The sequence below is a fragment of the Methylobacterium sp. J-088 genome, assembly GCF_022829295.1.
GTDB lineage: Bacteria > Pseudomonadota > Alphaproteobacteria > Rhizobiales > Beijerinckiaceae > Methylobacterium.
Genome location: NZ_JAKSYH010000071.1, coordinates 1 through 14866, shown reverse-complemented (window position 1 = coordinate 14866; position 14866 = coordinate 1). Strand labels below are relative to the sequence as shown.

13 protein-coding genes are annotated in these 14866 nt (G+C 69.4%); 9 read left to right on the top strand and 4 right to left on the bottom strand.

Going from position 1 to position 14866, the window contains the following annotated elements:
• Positions 1–270 (bottom strand): sugar transferase (locus MKK63_RS08470; protein WP_244000602.1); only part of this gene is annotated, 270 nt, incomplete at its 3' end.
• A 1413-nt stretch (positions 271–1683) separates the two neighbouring features.
• Complete coding sequence (locus MKK63_RS08465; RefSeq protein WP_244000599.1) at positions 1684–3831, bottom strand: TonB-dependent receptor; 2148 nt, start codon at positions 3829–3831, stop codon at positions 1684–1686.
• 340 nt (positions 3832–4171) lie between these two features.
• Between MKK63_RS08465 and MKK63_RS08460 the strand changes: the two genes are divergently transcribed.
• Entirely contained in the window at positions 4172–6451 is a 2280-nt protein-coding gene (locus tag MKK63_RS08460; RefSeq protein ID WP_409564488.1) for an FUSC family protein, read from the top strand.
• A gap of 29 nt (positions 6452–6480) precedes the next feature.
• Here the strand turns inward: MKK63_RS08460 and MKK63_RS08455 are convergent, their stop codons facing one another.
• Entirely contained in the window at positions 6481–6711 is a 231-nt protein-coding gene (locus MKK63_RS08455; RefSeq protein WP_244000595.1) for a hypothetical protein, read from the bottom strand.
• A 276-nt stretch (positions 6712–6987) separates the two neighbouring features.
• On the opposite strand from MKK63_RS08455, the gene pth reads away from it, so the two are divergent.
• The 7 genes from pth (at position 6988) to MKK63_RS08420 (ending at position 11931) form a co-directional block, all read left to right on the top strand.
• A complete protein-coding gene (gene pth / locus MKK63_RS08450) occupies positions 6988–7596 on the top strand; it encodes an aminoacyl-tRNA hydrolase (RefSeq protein ID WP_244000593.1) in 609 nt (202 codons plus the stop codon).
• Positions 7597–7641: 45 nt separating this feature from the next.
• Positions 7642–7875: a hypothetical protein gene (locus MKK63_RS08445; RefSeq protein WP_244000591.1), complete on the top strand. Its 234-nt coding sequence runs from the start codon at positions 7642–7644 to the stop codon at positions 7873–7875.
• A complete protein-coding gene (locus tag MKK63_RS08440; RefSeq protein ID WP_279574586.1) occupies positions 7865–8314 on the top strand; it encodes a PIN domain-containing protein in 450 nt (149 codons plus the stop codon). The genes MKK63_RS08445 and MKK63_RS08440 overlap by 11 nt, the downstream gene beginning before the upstream one ends.
• A 9-nt stretch (positions 8315–8323) precedes the next feature.
• Positions 8324–9421, top strand: coding sequence for a redox-regulated ATPase YchF (gene ychF, locus MKK63_RS08435; protein ID WP_244000587.1), 1098 nt, complete (start codon positions 8324–8326; stop codon positions 9419–9421).
• 21 nt (positions 9422–9442) lie between these two features.
• Positions 9443–10432: a MaoC/PaaZ C-terminal domain-containing protein gene (locus MKK63_RS08430; protein WP_244000585.1), complete on the top strand. Its 990-nt coding sequence runs from the start codon at positions 9443–9445 to the stop codon at positions 10430–10432.
• Positions 10433–10490: 58 nt separating this feature from the next.
• Positions 10491–11534 carry an aldo/keto reductase gene (locus MKK63_RS08425; RefSeq protein ID WP_244000583.1) on the top strand — a complete coding sequence of 348 codons (1044 nt, stop codon included), beginning with the start codon at positions 10491–10493 and terminating at the stop codon, positions 11532–11534.
• Between the two features lie 109 nt (positions 11535–11643).
• Complete coding sequence (locus MKK63_RS08420) at positions 11644–11931, top strand: type II toxin-antitoxin system RelE/ParE family toxin (protein WP_244000581.1); 288 nt, start codon at positions 11644–11646, stop codon at positions 11929–11931.
• A gap of 9 nt (positions 11932–11940) precedes the next feature.
• Here the strand turns inward: MKK63_RS08420 and mtnA are convergent, their stop codons facing one another.
• A complete protein-coding gene (gene mtnA, locus MKK63_RS08415; RefSeq protein ID WP_244000578.1) occupies positions 11941–13038 on the bottom strand; it encodes an S-methyl-5-thioribose-1-phosphate isomerase in 1098 nt (365 codons plus the stop codon).
• A 169-nt stretch (positions 13039–13207) separates the two neighbouring features.
• Here mtnA and MKK63_RS08410 point away from each other — a divergent pair.
• A partial coding sequence (locus tag MKK63_RS08410) for a DNA translocase FtsK (protein WP_244000576.1) occupies positions 13208–14866 on the top strand: 1659 nt, incomplete at its 3' end.

Sequence of the window (14866 nt, the reverse complement as noted above, 5' to 3'; positions counted from 1 at the left end):
CTCCTGCACGTGCATGGTCCGGAACTTGTAGATCAGGAACGAGCGCCCGTTCAGGCCGGTCCGCGTCTGACGGAACAGCGCCGGACCCGGGCTGTCCAGACGCACCAGCAGCGCGACAAGCGCCAGAAGCGGCGCCAGCAGAGTGAGCAGCAGCGCAGCGACAAGGCCGTCGAAGCCGGCGCGGAGAAGGGCACGCGGTTGACGATGATCGCTCACCGTAGCCGAGTGCCAAGCCTCTTCGTTGGCTCGCGTTACCTCGAGCACGTCCATGCTACCTCGCCCCTCCTTGATCCGCAGCCCGGCACGGCTACCGGTCAAATAAGTAGTTGAAACCATGTCCCATTTTGAGCAACAGGATCATGACCCGAGTTAGCGTACTATTAGCCCAATTTCAAGCGTCCAATGTCGTATAGACTTGTAGGAACTACAGGTTGATCCTTCAGAAATCGGCAAAGCATCGGCGCGCACTTCATGGTGCAGCGCACCCGCTCCCGATCTGCGGGAATGTAGACAACAAATTCTTTTACTGCTGATCCGAATGTAGCCCCGAAAATCATTTGTCGCTTGCTTACGATGCGGCTTAGCTGATCCTTATTACCCTGGGCCGCAAGCCAGTTTGTTGTTTTAGGTGCATTGCGGCAAGGGTCGGGCGCCGTCTGGCAGCACAATGGACGTGCGCGGATGCGGTCGTCAGCGTCCTTATCCCGTAGCCATGGCGTCGCTTTCCCGAATCCGGACCATACACATCTGCCTAAATCGGCCGGTTGCTTTCGATCATCGACCTTTCTTGGGGGGTTGTTTCCTGTTTGAAGGAGTCTGGGACATCGTTAACGACTGTGGCATATCCATCGTGTGCCGACATGTACGGCGCGCCCCTCTGGGTGGCGGCATCGCGCTGGACCAGCTCGATGCGGGCTTTCGCGGACCCGATCGCGCCACGATTCGAGCAAGCGGAGGTGGCGGGGAAGATGCGCGTGGCCGATGGAGCCGTGTGATCCGGCCCAGTCGGCAGATGCGCGACCGGCTTCCGTCGGCGCAGATGTCGGGGATTGAGATCGAGCAAAACAAGTCGATCTGCCGCCCGTCTCAAGACGAAAGCCCTGTTGTGACGCGCGCGTTTGCGCCGACCCGGTACACGCATCGGCGGAGAACGGCCTAATCCTGCGGATCCTGATGCTCGCTCTCGCGGCCAGCTTGGCGACAGGGCTCGGATTCGTCGGGCTCGCCGTCATCCGCGGTTGGCGGAAGTATCGGTGCGCACAACACTTCCCTCAGAACGATCGTGAGGCAGATCAGCCAGAATATGCCAAACCAGATCATCTCGTTCCTGGATAAGCAATCCCGAGATATCGCGCGCAGGTGACGTTCGAAGTGTCGGCAATGTCGGGAAGGGCCCGGATCCGGAGCCCGATGAAAGCGGATTCCTGGCCGCGCCCGGTGACGACGGCTCCCGTTGTCCTTTGGCCGCCTCGTCCCGATCTTGCTCCGGGTCTCGGCTGGCGGCAAGGTCATGGTTGCGTTTGGGCAGGCAGGGCGCACGGCGACTCGGCCGGCGCCGTCCGGGTTGGTTTGCCGAGCCGCGCGACCACCGGCGTCAGGCCGCCCGCGTGAGCCCGCCAGGATCGCCCCGGATGAGCCGCGATCGGCAGCGGCTTCGCGTCCGGCCGGCGCGCGGCGTCCCGCTTAGAGATCCACCGCCATCGACAGGAGGTAGGTGCGCGGCGCGCTCTGGAAGAAGGTGCCGAACGTGGCGACGCCGGTCCAGTAATTTGCCCCGGTCACGTTCTGCACGGCGGCCCGGAAGGTCGTCCGGCGGTCGCCGATGACGGTCGCGTAGCGCAGGCCGAGATCGAGACGCGCCCAGTCCGGCAGCGCCTGCGTGTTCGCCAGATCGACGAACTGGCGGCTGGTGTAGATGACGGCCCCGTCGAGCGTCAGGCCCGGCGGCCCCGGCAGGTCCCATTCGGCGCCGAGGCTCGCCTGCACCGTCGGCACCCCGATCGGCCGGTGGCCCAGATTGGCCGCCAGCGCCGTCCGGGTGAGCACGCCGTCCAACTGCGTCACGCCGCCGAGCACCCGCAGCTGTGGGGTGATGGTGCCGAACAGGTTGAGCTCAAGCCCGCTCACGCGCTGCGCGCCGGTCGCGGCGGCGCGGTTCTGCGGCCCGAGTTCGCCACTGGGCTTCGTGATCCGGAAGGCGCCGAGCGTCGCGCCGATCCCGCCAAGATCAATCTTCACGCCGGCCTCGACCTGCCGGGCCACGTAGGGGGTCAGGATCTCGCCGGAATTTTTCGCCACCAGTGGCGCCACATCGCCCCGGCTCAGGCCCTCGACAGAGTTGCCGTAGAGGGAGACCGCTTCCCAGGGCCGGATCACGAGACCGACCACCGGGGTGGCCGCGCCCTTGTCGTAGGACGAGGCCAGGGCGCCGACATTCGACACGTAATTATGGGCCTCGACCCGCTGGCGTCGTACGCCGAGCGTCAGCAGGACGCGCTCGTCCAGCGCCGACAGCGTATCGGCCACCGAGACCGCCGACAGGGTGCTGTCGGAGTAACGGGGCCGGCCCGCCCCGTAGATCGGCGCGATATAGGCGATGTGCCGCGGCGCGTAGAGGTTCGACAGGTAGGCGCCGCGCCCGGCGGAGAACCATCGTCCGGTCTCCTCCGCGTAGGTCGAGGTCTGCACCGTGACGGCGTGATGGACGAACCCGGTCTCGAACCGCGCCCGCAGGCCGCCATCGACGGTGAGGCGGTCGACGCTCAGGCCGTAGAATTGCGGCGTGCTGGTCATGTCGCCGCGCAGGTTGAGGATCGTCGGGGCCGACTGGAAGTAGCGCTCCACCCCGGTCCGCGCGCCGCCGAGATCGGCGAACAGCGTGAGGTGGTCGGTGAGGTCGTACTCCGTTCGTAGCAGGCCGCCGCGATCGTCGATGTCGGAACATTCCCAGGGCTGGGTCAGGTTCAGGCGGCCGGCGGGCGCCCGCGGCACCGGCACGCCGGCCTTGAGCTGGAACGGGCGCAGGGGCGCGTCGAACCGGTCGGTCTGCGCCAGGAGGTAGAGCCAAGCCCGGAACCGCTCGCCCTGGTAGTCGAGGGCCAGCGCCCCGACGCCGGTCGTCTCGGACTGGTGGTCGAAGGGCGTGTCGCCGCCGTGCAGGCTTCCGACGATCCGGGCGCCCCATTCGCGACCGGCCCCCCAGCGGCGCGCGGTGTCGAGTTGGCTCCCGCCGCGCGCGGCCGAGCTGTAATCCAGCGTGACCCGGGTGAGATCCTCGCCCGCCCGCTTGGGCACCACGTTGACCACGCCGCCGACCGCGCCGTTCGGCGAGACCCCGGTCAGCGCCGCGGAGGGTCCCTTCAGCACCTCAATGCGCTCGGCGTCATCGGAGAAGAAGCGGAAGCTCGGCGCGATGCCGTACAGGCCGTCGAACGCGACCTCGCCGCTGGTGTTCTCGTTGGCGGGAAAGCCGCGTACGGAGAAGGAATCGAACGGCGCCCCCGTGCTCTGGGTCGCGCGGACCGACGGATCGAGGACCAGAGCTTCGTTGACCGTCCGGGCCTGCCGGTCGCGGATCAGGGTGTCGGTGTAGCTGGCGATGCTGAAGGGCGCCTTCTGCGCATCGACATTGCCCAGCAGGCCGAGCCGGCCGCCCTGCGCCACCTGCCCGCCGGCATAGGCCGGCACGAGTCCGCGCGGCGCGGACGTGCCCTCGACGGAGAGTTCGTCGAGGGTGACGTCGGGACCTGCCGCCTGGGCCAAACCGATACCATGCACGAATACAGCGGCGACGAGCGAAGAGAAGACCGTTCGGTAAAGCTTGATGGTCATCACGAAAATCATTGCGCCCGCACCGCGCGTAACCAGCAGACGTCAATCGAAGCATTCTTTCAGAAAAATTCGATTTCTCGCCCTGTCACGCTTCGCGAGATGTTTCATTTTGCCGATGGTTCGGCAAGATGCGTCTCTATTTTATGGGAAATTTGGATTTTTAATCATTCAAAACACTTATGTCGCTCATGAGACCGTCTTCATCCCGCAGAGAGACAGCACGTCGAGCCGTCGTGGCGGGATCGGGGCTGGCGTGTGTGGCCGGTCGGCCGGAGCAGGCCCATCGCGCACGAAAGAGCTTGCGCCGCCGGCCGGATTTGGACAGGCCGGGCACCGGTTCATGCCGGGGCGTCACGCCCGCGTCCGGAGACCGCGCTTGTCCGCCCCGAGTCCGACAGCATCCCGTCCCCCAGCCTCGCCGCCCGCGCGCGTCCGCCGCCGCCGGATCGCCGCCGGCCGGGGCAGCCTGAACCGCCCCGGCGCCGACCTGCGCCGCCTGCCGACTGGGCTCGACCTGCGGAACGTGCGGCTCGTGGAGGGCGTGCGCGCCGCCTTCGCGTTCGGCGTGGTCATCCTGATCAACATCTGGCTGCAATGGCCGCCGCTGCTGACCATGGCGCTCGCCGCCAACCTCGCCTGCTTCTGCGACAATGGCGGGCCGATGCGGGTGCGCCTGCGGGTGCTCACCGCCTTCTCGGTGCTGGGCGGCCTGCTCTGGGCCGGGCTCGGCCTGATCCAGCCACTGGGCTTGGCCGTCGTCGTCCCGGTGGCCTGCGCGCTGATCTTCGCCTGCTCGTACGCCCGGGTCTGGAGCGTGCAGGCGCAGGCGGCCGGCAACGTCCTCGTGGTGGTGCTATGCATCGCCCTCGACCGGCCGCTCACCCTGGAGCAGGCCGGCACCACCGTGCTGATGTTTGCGGCCGGCGGCCTCTGGGCGACGTTCCTGGCTCTGGTGATCTGGCGGCTGCACCCCTACCGGCCGGCACACCGGGCGGTGGCGGAGGTCTGGCGCGACCTCGCTCGGCTGTGCGGCGACCTCGAACGGCTCATCGCCCTGCCGGAGCCCGACACCGAGGCCTTCGACGGCCACGCGCGCGGCCACCGCCGCGGCGTGCGGACGAGCATCGAGACCGCGCGGGCGATGATCCTCGACCTCGCCCGCTCGCGCGAGCGCGTTTCCGACCGGACCGCCCAGGCGCTGCTGCGCCTGGAAAGCGCCGAGCAGATTTTTTCGGCTCTGATCGCGGTCGGTGAGTTGATCGACAGCCGCCCGGATGCGCACCGCCGGACCCTCGCGAAGGTCTTCCTGCGGCGCCTGCGCCCTCTGCTGGTGACCATCGCGCGGGCGATCCGCGACGATGTCGCCCTCGACCTTGCCCGCCTGGAGCATTCCATCGCCCGGACGGCTGAGGGCCTGGCGGAGGATCCGACCCTGGCGCGGCTGGCCGAGCGGATCGTCGGGCGCGTGCGGATCGGCGCCAAGCTTTCGACCCCGGAGGGTTATCGCCCCGGCGGCACGCTGATGGAGGGCGGCAGTCTGGGCCGGTGGACCCGCTATCTCGGACCGCTGCGGCAGAACTTCACCCTGGCCTCGCCCAATCTGCGCCATGCCCTGCGGGCCAGTGCGGTCTCGGCCCCGGCGCTCGCCGCGACGCTGAGCTACGCGGGCGCCTTCACGCACTGGCTGGTGATGACCGTGGTGCTGACCATGCAGCCCTTCTACGCGGCGACGTGGCAGCGCGCCCTGGAGCGGATCGGCGGCACGGTGCTGGGCGGCCTTGTGGGGGCGGTGCTGGCCTACTACGCCACGACCCCGCTGGCGGAGGCGGGGCTGATCCTCGTGCTCTCGATCGTGGGCTTTGCGGCCCGCCAGATCTCCTACGGCTTCTTCATCGCCTGCCTGACGCCCCTCGTGGTGCTGCTGGTCGAGCTCCTGGAGCCCGGCCACAGCTCCTGGGAGATCGTCGCCATGCGGGGCGGCTTCACGGTCCTGGGCGGCGTGATCGCGGTGGCGAGCTGCCTCGTGCTCTGGCCGATCTGGGAGCCCGATCAGGTCCGCCAGGAATTGCGCCGCGCGCTCAAGGCCCATGCGGTTTTCGCGCAGGCCGTGCTGCGCGCACCCACCGGATCGGAGCGGGAGGCCGCGATCCTGGCCGGCGCCCGCGCGGCCGGCCTCGCCCTCAACGATCTGGAGGCGGCGCTGTCCCGCGCCCTGCAGCAGCCCCGGGCCGGCCACCATCCGGAGGTTGAATCCGCCCTGGTTGCTGACGCGACCCTGCGCCGGATCAGCGCCCGGCTCACCGTGCTGCGGCACGCCCCCGAGGCCGTGGACCCCTCGGCGGAACCATGGCGGGCCTGGATCGCCGCGACCCTGGCGGCTTTGGGCGAGGACCGGCCGCTGCCGGAGCAGCCTGCCCTCGACCGGGGGCAATCGCTCGTCCGGCTCGTGAGCCAGGTGGATCTGCTGGTTGGGACTCTGCGGCCGGGCGAGATCCGCGGGGGCGCACCTGTTATGGTTTCGAAAGGTCGAGACCTTTCGCGGGTCCAGAGCGGAGCCCTGGAGAACATCCCAGAGCCAGAGATCCCAGGGCTCAGCCCTGAGAACCCGTCAAAGGGCTGAGCCCTTTTGAAACCTGGATCCCGGTCGCGTCAAAACCGCGGCATGGCGTTGGCCGGGCCGCCGGCATGCGGGCCGGCGTAGCGATAGGCGAGCGGCCGGCCGTAGGGGGCGGGGGCCTGCGACGCCACCGTGGCGTTGCCGACCCAGCCCGAATAGGCGGAGGCGGGATAGGGCGAGTGCTTCGAATCCAGGCCCTGCGCGAGGGCCGGTGTGGCAATTGCGGCGGCGAGGGCGGCGGCGGCGAGCATGCGAATGGTCATGATGATCTCCGAACGTCTTCGGTTGACTTCAGTGGGAAGTCATCCGGTCAACCGTGTCGGGTGAGGAAGATCGTCGGTGCGGCGGTCTTGATCACTCGGGCTTTGCTTGGCCGAATGTGACATCTCAACGGGGATAGTCTGCCTCGGGTTCACGGGCTGCCGTGCGCTGGCGCACCGGGGAAACGCGATCCGGTGACTTCCGCGAGGATTCTGCATGGGGGTGCGTCCCGCGCGGAAGCGTGCCACAGACCGCGGCCTCAAAGGGATGCAACCACCATGCGGCTGATCGTCGGCCTCGGAAATCCGGGCGCGCGCTATGCGGGCAACCGGCACAATATCGGCTTCCTGGCCATCGACGCGATCGCCCGCCAGCACCGGGCGAGCCCGTTCCGCCACCGCTTCCAGGGCGAGGCCGCCGAGGTGGTGCTGGGCACCGAGCGGGCGATTCTGCTGAAGCCCTCGACCTTCATGAACGAGTCCGGCCGGGCGGTCGCGGAGGCGCAGCGCTTCTACAAGATTCCGCTGGCCGACGTGATCGTGCTCCACGACGAGCTCGACCTCGCCCCGGCCAAGCTCCGGGTGAAGCGCGGCGGCGGCAATGCCGGCCATAACGGACTGCGCTCGATCACGGCGCAATGCGGCAACGAGTATCGCCGGGTCCGGCTCGGCATCGGCCATCCCGGCGACAAGGCGCTGGTGCACGCTTACGTGCTCAACGATTTCGGCAAGGCCGAGCAGCCCTGGGTCGAGGATCTTTGCCACGCGGTCGCCGACCACGCCGCCCTGCTGGCGGTAGGAGAAGATGCGAGCTTCCAGAACAAGGTCCACCTCGCCATGGCGGGTCGCGGCTGGGATGAGGTGAAGACGCTGGCTGCGAAAAATTGACACGAAAACACGGGGACACGATATGGATCGGCCGTGAAGGCTGCCATGAAGAACGTCACCGTGACGATGAACGAGGCCCTGCTCCAACGGGCGCGGGTCGCGGACGCGCGCGACGGCAAGAGCCTGTCGCGCTTCATCGCCGAGGCCGTCGAGCAGCGTGTCGGCCGGCGGCTGACGCAGTTCGAGGCGATCGAGCGGTTCCTGGCCGGACCGCCCCTCCACGTTCTGGACGAGAACGGGAAGGCTCCGACCCGAGACCAGCTGTACGATGACGACTGATCTGGTCTTCGTCGATACGAACGTGTTCCTGTATGCCCGCGATGATCGTTTCCCGGACAAGCAGCAGACAGCCACGCATTGGCTTGCAACGCTCGCGGCCCGCGAGGCCCTCGTCGTGAGTCCGCAGGTGATCGGCGAGATTCACAACGCGGTCCTGCGCGGGAAGGTCGTCGTCGCCAGCGCGGAGTTGCGGCGGATGACACTGGACTCGCAACCCTTTTCACAGGGCGCAACCGATCTCGAACTCATCACGCGGGCTTGGTCGAGCCGGACCGAGACGACCTTCCAGTGGTGGGATTGCATCATTCTCGCAGCTGCGACGCGCGCCGGGTGCCGCTATCTTCTTTCAGAGGATTACCAGCACGACCGCACGGTCCGCGGCACCGCCATCCTCAACCCCTTCATGGTCGGCCCCGAGGCCGTCGTGACCGAACACTAGGACCGATCCATGGGCTTCAAATGCGGCATCGTCGGCCTGCCGAACGTTGGCAAGTCGACCCTCTTCAACGCGCTGACGCAGACGGCGGCCGCCCAGGCGGCCAATTACCCGTTCTGCACCATCGAGCCGAATGTCGGCGAGGTGGCGGTGCCCGATCCGCGGCTCGACGACCTCGTCCGCATCGCCGCGTCCAAAGAAAAAATCCCGACGCGGCTGACCTTCGTAGACATCGCCGGCCTCGTGCGCGGCGCCTCGAAGGGTGAGGGCCTGGGCAATCAGTTCCTGGCCAATATCCGCGAGGTCGACGCCATCGCCCACGTGGTCCGCTGCTTCACGGACGGCGACGTCACCCACGTGGAGGGCAAGGTCGATCCGGCCGCCGACATCGAGACCATCGAGACCGAGCTGATGCTGGCCGACCTCGACAGCCTGGAGCGCCGCGCCGTCGCCCTGGAGAAGAAGGCCAAGGGTGCCGACAAGGAGGCCAAGGAGAGCCTCGACCTCGTCAACCGCGCCCTGCCGCTGCTGCGCGAAGGGAAGCCTGCCCGCCTCGTGGAGCGCAAGCCCGACGAGGAGAAGCTGTTCCAGTCGCTCGGCCTGATGACCGCCAAGCCGGTGCTCTACGTCTGCAACGTCGACGAGGGCGATGCCGACAAGGGCAACTCCTATTCGGACGCGGTCTTCGCCCGGTCCAAGGCGGAAGGCGCCATCGCGGTGGTGGTCTCGGCCAAGATCGAGAGCGAGATCGCCGTGATGCCCGAGGCCGACCAGGCCGAGTTCCTGGAGGCTGTTGGTCTGGCCGAGCCCGGCCTCAACCGGGTGATCCGCGCAGGCTACGATCTTCTGGGCCTCGTGACCTACTTCACGGTCGGCCCCAAGGAAGCCCGGGCCTGGACGATCACCAAGGGCACCCGTGCGCCGGGCGCCGCCGGGGTGATCCACTCCGATTTCGAGAAGGGCTTCATCCGGGCCGAGACCATCGCGTTCAAGGACTACACGACGCTGAACGGCGAGGCCGGGGCCCGGGACGCCGGCAAGCTTCGGCTGGAGGGCAAAGAGTACGTGGTGCAGGACGGCGACGTGCTGCACTTCCGCTTCGCCAACTGATCATCCCTGGACGCGCCCGCCATGTCCGATCCCGCCCTCGAAGACTTTTCCGTCGGTGACGTGATCGTCGGCGAGCCGCTGACGGTCACCCGCGACGCCATCGTGGGCTACGCGAAGGCGTTCGACTTCCAGCCGTTCCACCTCGACGAGGCAGCGGCGGCAGGGACCTTCGCGGGCCGGCTGATCGGCTCGGGCTGGCATACGGCCGCGCTCGGCATGCGGCTGCTCCAGCAGGGGCCGTTCCGGGGCGGCTCGTCGCTCGGCGCGCCGGGGATCGACGAGTTGCGCTGGCTCGCGCCGGTGCTGCCGGGCGATGCCCTGACGTTGACCTTCCGGGTGCTGGGCCTGCGGGACTCGGCCTCGAAGCCCGGGCTCGGCTTCGTGACCGCCGAGGTCGCCCTCGGCAGCCAGCGCGGTGAGACCGTGCTGACCCAGCGCTTCACCTTCATGCTGGCCCGGCGCGGCACCGATCCCCTGCCCCCGCGCCCCGTTCAGATCGGCGAACCGGATCCGGTCACGGAGCCGGAGGATGCCGAGATCCTGCCGTTCCTGCGCGATGCCGAGATCGGCGCGACCCGCGATCTCGGTCCCTACCCGTTCAGCGCCGAGGCGATCATCGCGTTCGCCCGCGCCTACGACCCGCAATCCTTCCACCTCGATCCGGAGGCGGCCAAGCGCAGTCATTTCGGGGGCTTGTGCGCCTCCGGCTGGCACACGGCCGCCGCCTACATGAACCGGTTGCTCACGACCCGCGCCCGCGACGCGGCCTACACGGCCGCGCGCGGACCCGTGCCCGAGGCGGGCCCCTCCCCCGGCTTCAAGAATCTCCGCTGGCTGAAGCCGGTCTATGCCGGCGACACGGTGCGGTTCAGTGCCAAGCTCACCGACAAGCGCGCTTCCGCATCCCGGCCCGGCTGGGGCCTGGCCTTCGCCCGCAACACCGGGGTGAACCAGCGCGGCGAGCCGGTTTTCTCGTTCGACAGCGCGGTGTTCCATCGCTGGGCGCCCTGAGCGCACCAGGCCTCGCCCCGGGCGTTGACAGTCACGACACGGACGGGATCAGGCAGGCATGTACCAGAAGAAGCTCGGCAACACAGGGCTGTTCGTCTCCGAACTCTGCCTCGGCACCATGACCTTCGGGGGCGGGGCCGGGATGTGGCGCCAGATCGGCGCCCTCGACCAAGCGGAGGCCGGGCGCCTCGTCGGGCGGGCGATCGAGGCTGGGATCAACTTCATCGACACCGCCGATGTCTATGCCGAAGGGCTGTCGGAAGAGATCACCGGCCAAGCTCTGCGCGACCTCAAGGTCCCGCGCGACAGCGTCGTCGTCGCCACCAAGGGCTACGGGCCGACCGGCTCGGGCGCCAACGCCAAAGGCGCCTCGCGCCTGCACCTGATCGACGCCTGCAAGGCGAGCCTCAAGCGGCTCCAGCTCGATCATATCGACCTCTACCAGATCCACGGCTTCGACCCGGTGACGCCGATCGAGGAGCAGGTGCGGGCGCTGGACATCCTCGTGCAGCACGGGCACGTCCGCTACGTCGGTGTCTCGAACTGGGCGGCGTGGCAAATCGTGAAGGCGCTGGGGATCAGCGCACGGGCCGGGCTTGCCCGCTTCGAGACCCTGCAGGCCTACTATTCCATCGCGGGCCGCGACCTGGAGCGCGAGATCGTGCCGATGCTGCACTCGGAGGGGCTGGGCCTTCTGGTCTGGAGCCCGCTGGCCGGCGGCCTGCTCAGCGGCAAGTATGCCGGCGGCGCGGGCGAGGGCCGGCGCGCGAGCTTCGATTTCCCGCCGGTCGACCGGCCCCGGGCCGAAGCCTGCATCGACGCGATGCGGAGTGTCGCGGAGGCGCGTGGCGTCTCGGTGGCCCAGGTGGCGCTCGCGTGGCTCCTGCACCGCAAGGCGGTGACCAGCGTCATCGTGGGGGCCAAGCGCCTCGATCAGCTGGAGGACAACATCGCGGCAACCGAACTCAGCCTCACCGACGCGGAACTCGACGCCCTCGACGCGGTGAGCGCCCTGCCGGCCGAGTATCCGGGCTGGATGTTCGAGCGCCAGGGCGTCCGGGCGCAGCAGCTCGCGGAATCGGGCCGGCCCGGGGTGCGCTGAGGCGGCGCATGCCGCGTTCCGGCGCTCCGGGTTAGAGCCTGCACAGCCCCGGGGTGCCGATCACCCCGGCCGGCTCTGTCGCCTTTTTTGCACGCGCCCGCGGAACACGGTGAGACAACGCCTCACCCCGCAAGCCCTCGCCGATGTGGAAGCCGTCGCGGCTTATCTGGAAGCCCGCAACCCGCTCGGCGCGCGGCGCGTCGAGGTGGCGATCCAGGATGCGCCGATCCTCATCGGCCGCTATCCCGAGATCGGCCCGATGGGGCGCCAGCGTGTCCGCCCCTTGGCCCTGCCCCGCTATCCGGAGCTGAACTTCTACCGGGTGGACGAACCGGCGGATGCCATCGCGATCCTTGCCGTCCGGCATGCGGCTCGGAAACCCGGCAGCCGCTCCTGAGCGTGCGGCTCACGCCGCCTGCCGCCGCTCCGGGTAGAGCCCGTACAACCCCTCGGCGCTCGCGTCACACACGCCGCGCTCGGTGATGATGCCGGTCACCAGCCGCGCCGGCGTCACGTCGAAGGCGGGGTTGGCCACGGGACTGCCCGGCGAGACCACCTCGATCGTGGCGAAGCCGCCATCCGCGAGCCGGCCGGTCATGTGGGTGACCTCGCGCCCGTCGCGCTCCTCGATCGGGATCTCCTTCACGCCGTCCTGCAGCGTCCAATCGATCGTCGAGAACGGCAGCGCCGCGTAGAATGGCACGCCGGTGTCGTGGGCGGCCAGCGCCTTTAGGTAGGTGCCGATCTTGTTGCAGACGTCGCCGCGCGCCGTGGTCCGGTCCGAGCCGACGATGCACAGATCGACCTGCCCGTGCTGCATCAGATGCCCGCCGGCATTGTCGGCGATCACCGTGTGGGGCACGCCGTGACCGTTCAGCTCGAACGCGGTCAGCGCCGCCCCCTGGCTGCGCGGGCGGGTCTCGTCGACCAGAACGTGGACCGGCACGCCCTGCGCATGCGCGGCGTAGACCGGCGCCAGCGCCGTGCCCCAATCCACCGTGGCGAGCCAGCCGGCGTTGCAGTGGGTCAGCACGGTGACGGGGCCGCCCTTGGCCTTGTACAGGTCGGCGATGATCCGGCCGCCATGGGCGCCGATCGCGCGGCAGCTCGCGACATCCTCCTCGGCGATGCGGCCGGCCTCCGCGAAGGCGCGGTCGAAGCGCTCGCCCGGCTGGACCTGCCGCAGGTTGGCGGCGACCCGGTCCAGCGCCCAGCGCAGGTTGATCGCCGTGGGCCGCGTGGCGGCGAGCGTGGCCACCGCGCGGTCGAGGCCCTCCGCGGAGGCATCCGCCCGCATGGCGAGCGCCAGCCCGTAGGCCGCGGTGACGCCGATCAGGGGCGCGCCGCGCACCACCATGGTGCGGATCGCCACGGCTGCGTCGTCCAGCGTCGCGACGCGCTTCAGCTCGAAGGCGAAGGGCAGGCGCGTCTGGTCGATCACTTGGACGCTGACGCCGTCCGGGTCCGGGAAGATCGTGCGGTAGGGCTGGCCGTCGATGTTCATGGCCGAACCTGTGCCACAGCAGAACGCGGTTTGCACCCTTCGGAACGGCATCGCACCCGCCTGGGGACGCGCAACCAGCGGCCGGTCAGGCTTCCTCAACCTTAGCGGCTCGTTAAGGCGGCCATGCCTAGCCTCAGGGGGTAAGTTCCCGCTCCGCGTCCGGTCCCGCATGCGCTCGCTTCGCCGTCCCGCATCGCCCTACGACACCTTCGTCGACAGCGTCCGCCCATTCCTGGGCAAGCGCCTGACGGAACTCGGTGGGCTTGTGCTGTTCACCGGCGCCGTGGCGCTGACCGTGGCTTTGGCCACGTGGTCGATCGACGACCCAAGCCTCAACCACGCCACCGACCATGCCGCCCACAACGTGCTCGGCCAGCCGGGCGCCGTGGTGGCGGATCTCTGCATGCAGATCCTCGGCCTCGGATCGCTCGCCTTCGTGCTGCCCCCGGCCCTCTGGGGCGTGCGGCTGATGCGCGAGCGCAACCTGCCCGACGGGGGAATGCGCATCGCGCTCTGGATCATCGGCTTCTGCGCGGCGAGCGCGGTGGCGAGCGCGCTGCCGCCCACGACGCGCTGGCCGCTGCCCACCGGCCTCGGGGGCGTGGCCGGCGACGGGCTGCTGTCGATGGCCCGGGTGATCGTCGGCGCGGTCTCGTCGGCCGCCGCCCACCTCGTCGGCTTCAGCTACGCCGCGGTGGCGATCCTGAGCCTCACCGGGGCCTGCCGCTTCGGCCTTGTCGAGGAGGACGCGTTCCACGACGAGCCTTATCCCGTCCGGCGTGTGCCGGTCCGGTCTCGCGATGGGCGCGACGATACCGACGAGCCGGGCCTCGGCCTCGTGGGTGTCGGCGCCCTGGCGCAGGGCCTGATGCAGCTGCGCCTCGCGGCGTCCGACAAGATCGCCGGGTGGCGTGCGGGCCGGGCCGAACCGTTCGACGGCGCCTCGCCGGCGCTTGCGGCCCGGCGCGCCTTCACGGATGCGGACCTGCCCTGGGCCGACCACCTCCCCGCGGACGCTCAGCCGGGGCCCGGCCGGCGCGAGCCCGTCTTCGACGCGCCCGGCGCCCCGTCCGCCGAGGGCGAGCCCGACCACGCCGTGGCGCCGCACGACGAGGCCGACGCGTTCGAGGCCGCGCCGCGCCCCCTCCCCTCGCGCGCGCCGCAGCGTCCCCAGCCGCCTCAGGCCGAGCCCACCGCGTCCCGGGTCGCCCCGCCGGCCGCCGCGCCGGTGCCGGCCCGCCGCGGTCCGGCCCCCGCGCTGCGGCCCGAGGATTACGCCCTGCCGGCCCTCGACCTGCTGGCGGCCCCCCGCGGCCCGTCACAGGCCAGCCAGATCTCGGCCGATGCCCTGGAACAGAACGCCACCCTGCTGGAGGCGACGCTGGGCGATTTCGGCGTGCGCGGCGACATCCTGGCGGTGCGGCCCGGCCCGGTCGTCACCCTGTACGAGCTGGAGCCCGCCCCCGGCACCAAGTCCAGCCGCGTGATCGCGCTGGCCGACGACATCGCCCGGTCGATGTCGGCGGTCTCGGCCCGCGTCGCGGTCGTGCCCGGCCGCAACGCCATCGGCATCGAGCTGCCGAACACCAAGCGTGAGACGGTGTACTTGCGCGAGTTGCTGGCCTCCACGGATTTCGCCGAGAGCAAGCACAAGCTGGCTTTGTGCCTGGGCAAGAACATCGGTGGTGAGCCGATCATCGCCGACCTCGCGCGCATGCCGCACCTGCTGGTGGCCGGTACCACCGGCTCGGGCAAGTCGGTGGCGATCAACACCATGATCCTGTCGCTGCTCTACCGGCTGAAGCCGGAGGAGTGCCGCCTGATCATG

What these genes read in the sequence shown, in the direction of transcription:
- MKK63_RS08465 (WP_244000599.1), bottom strand. Translation starts at nt 3,831, where the DNA reads ATGACCATCAAGCTTTACCGAACGGTCTTCTCTTCGCTCGTCGCCGCT.
- MKK63_RS08460 (WP_409564488.1), top strand. Translation starts at nt 4,172, where the DNA reads ATGCCGGGGCGTCACGCCCGCGTCCGGAGACCGCGCTTGTCCGCCCCG.
- MKK63_RS08455 (WP_244000595.1), bottom strand. Translation starts at nt 6,711, where the DNA reads ATGACCATTCGCATGCTCGCCGCCGCCGCCCTCGCCGCCGCAATTGCC.
- pth (WP_244000593.1), top strand. Translation starts at nt 6,988, where the DNA reads ATGCGGCTGATCGTCGGCCTCGGAAATCCGGGCGCGCGCTATGCGGGC.
- MKK63_RS08445 (WP_244000591.1), top strand. Translation starts at nt 7,642, where the DNA reads ATGAAGAACGTCACCGTGACGATGAACGAGGCCCTGCTCCAACGGGCG.
- MKK63_RS08440 (WP_279574586.1), top strand. Translation starts at nt 7,865, where the DNA reads ATGACGACTGATCTGGTCTTCGTCGATACGAACGTGTTCCTGTATGCC.
- ychF (WP_244000587.1), top strand. Translation starts at nt 8,324, where the DNA reads ATGGGCTTCAAATGCGGCATCGTCGGCCTGCCGAACGTTGGCAAGTCG.
- MKK63_RS08430 (WP_244000585.1), top strand. Translation starts at nt 9,443, where the DNA reads ATGTCCGATCCCGCCCTCGAAGACTTTTCCGTCGGTGACGTGATCGTC.
- MKK63_RS08425 (WP_244000583.1), top strand. Translation starts at nt 10,491, where the DNA reads ATGTACCAGAAGAAGCTCGGCAACACAGGGCTGTTCGTCTCCGAACTC.
- mtnA (WP_244000578.1), bottom strand. Translation starts at nt 13,038, where the DNA reads ATGAACATCGACGGCCAGCCCTACCGCACGATCTTCCCGGACCCGGAC.